The sequence below is a fragment of the Herbaspirillum lusitanum P6-12 genome, from assembly GCF_000256565.1.
Classification (GTDB): Bacteria; Pseudomonadota; Gammaproteobacteria; order Burkholderiales; family Burkholderiaceae_D; genus Herbaspirillum; species Herbaspirillum lusitanum.
Genome location: NZ_AJHH01000526.1, coordinates 1 through 2,377 on the forward strand (window position 1 = coordinate 1; position 2,377 = coordinate 2,377).

The 2,377-nt window shown below is 58.5% G+C and carries 2 protein-coding genes; both read left to right on the forward strand.

Annotation, left to right across the window (positions count from 1 at the left end; all coding sequences use genetic code 11):
- The coding region (locus HLUSI_RS34290) for a hypothetical protein (RefSeq protein WP_040503611.1) at positions 1-236 on the forward strand (236 nt) is incomplete at its 5' end.
- A gap of 500 nt (positions 237-736) precedes the next feature.
- Positions 737-2,341, forward strand: coding sequence for a sensor histidine kinase (locus HLUSI_RS29290; protein WP_016835180.1), 1,605 nt, complete (start codon positions 737-739; stop codon positions 2,339-2,341).
- Positions 2,342-2,377 lie beyond the last annotated feature (36 nt).

Genomic DNA, 2,377 nt, shown 5'->3' on the forward strand with positions numbered 1-2,377 from the left:
CGGTGCGGTCGCCGGCGCAGCTGCCATCGCAGCCGACTGGGGTGCTTGCGCAAGCGCTTAATACCGCCACCAGCGCGATCAACTCCGTGGCGACGCAGCGGGATTGCGGCGGCGGATCAGCCGCGGCGTCAGGCCCGTCCGGCGAGAGCGAGGACGTTGACGGGCAGATGGGTGGTATCGGCACCAAGAAGAATGGAGCAGGGAATGACCTGTCGCAAAAATCTGGTTGTAATTGATGCGGTTAAATGACTGTGTAGGGGGTGCTGAAAGACGGGGCTGCACTGTTGACGCTGGAAGTCGAAGTGACAATCGCGGAGACGAGCGAGATTGCCTGCGGACGTCGGGGCCTGACGCAGGCTGCTTGCGCACGGAACTGCTATCCCGATTTTTGTAGAGTTTTCATTTGAATAAAATGATGTTTGGTAATGCAACTTATTCGAGACTATTATAGGATAACTTCCAAAGCCATTCGCCAAGTCAGAATCGGCAAGGAAGACGAAATCGAACGTAGGAAGGGCTGATGAACACGCCGTGGCAGTCATTGATTGCTGCGCTGCATATCGCGGACATCCATTGGCCTCTTGGCTGTTTTTTGCGGGCCGGAATACGTAAAAAAAAATGAGCATGCGGGCCGATGCCGGAGAACTCAAAATCGACGTAACCAAAAAGCTCTCTTTGAAGTGAATTCGAACAGGCGCTAACGACAAACCGTCAGCTTTATCGGCGCGCGATCTGGGTGGAACACACGCATACCGTCTTGCAGCGGCTGGAAGAAACCCATTCCACCTTGCGCAATCTGGTTGCCAACGCCCGCGGTTATGCGTTGTCGGGCCGGCAGGAGTATCTGCTCGGTTTTGAAGCGGATCGCAGCTTGCTGTACGAATTATTGAACGGTTTGCGCGCACTGCAGCTCGACAACCAGGAGCAACTGGATCGCCTGACTCACCTCAGCAGCAGCATTGCTCAGCGCATCGAACTGGCGCGGACGCTGATCGAGGCCGATAGGCGAGTGCGCATCGACAATGCTTACGAACACGGGCGCGACCTGAGCGAAGATATCCGCAAACAGTTCGTGGCCTTGAAGCAGGTCGAGCAGACGCTGCTGTCGGAGCGTTCCGCAGATACGCGCGAGAGTATACGCTGGACCCTCGCCGCCATCTTGGGCGGCAGTTTCGTCAGCGTCGTCATCCTGATCGCAGTCTACTTGCGACTCAAGCGCGAGACCATGCGTCGCCGCGAAGCGCAGACCAAGGCGCAACTGTATGCCGTCGAGATCGAAAGCCTGTACAACCAGGCCCCGTGCGGTTATCACTCCATCGATGAAGAAAGCGGTCTGATCGTGCAGATCAACGACACCGAACTGGCTTGGTTGGGATATGCGCGCGAGCAAGTCGTCGGCAAGATGACGCAGGCTGACCTGATGACCCCGTCCAGCGCGGAACGCTATCGCAAGGAGTTGCGGCCGCGTTTCTTGCGCAATGAGGCGGTTGGCGGCGTTGACGTTGATTACCTGCGCGCCGACGGCACGCATTTTCCCACGTTGATGAGCATCAGCACTGTGCTGCATCCGGACAACGGGCGCGTGATCAGCCGCAATGTGATCCACGACATTTCCGGACGCAAGCAGACCGAAAGGGAAATCGAAGAACTCAATGCCAGCTTGAAGCGCCAGGCTCAGCACCTGAGCAATATCAACAAGGAGCTGGAGAGCTTTTCGTACTCCGTGTCGCATGACTTGCGCGCGCCGCTGCGGGCCATTTCCGGTTACGCGATGATGGTGGAAGAGGATTACGCCGCCGCGCTCGACGCCAAAGGCCAGGAACTGCTGCAGGTAATCCGCAGGAACGTCAGCAAGATGGACGCGCTCATCAGCGATCTGCTCAAGTTGTCCAAATCGGCGACCGGCGAACTGACGCTGGGACATTTTTCCATGCGGGAGCAGGTCGAGCAAAGCATTGCCGGCCTGCGCCGCGAGAACGCGGGGGTCGAGTTCATTGTCGATCCGCTGGAGGACGTCATCGCCAATCAGGTTTTGCTCGGCCAGGTATGGGATAACCTGCTCGGCAATGCCGTCAAATTCAGCAAGAAGGCCGAGCATGCAGTGGTGCGCGTGTCGTCGACCTCGACGCCGGAAGAGGTGATCTATCAGGTGCAGGACAATGGCATCGGCTTCGACATGCGTTACGTGCACAAGCTGTTCGGCACCTTCCAGCGCCTGCATCGGCAGGAAGACTATGCCGGCGCCGGTATCGGCCTGGCGCTGGTGCAGCGCATCGTGGTCAGGCACGGCGGGCGGGTGTGGGCGGAAAGCCGGTCGGGCGAGGGCGCCAGTTTTTATTAGCGCGCGCGCGAGAGCATCCGCTGGACCATCGTCGCC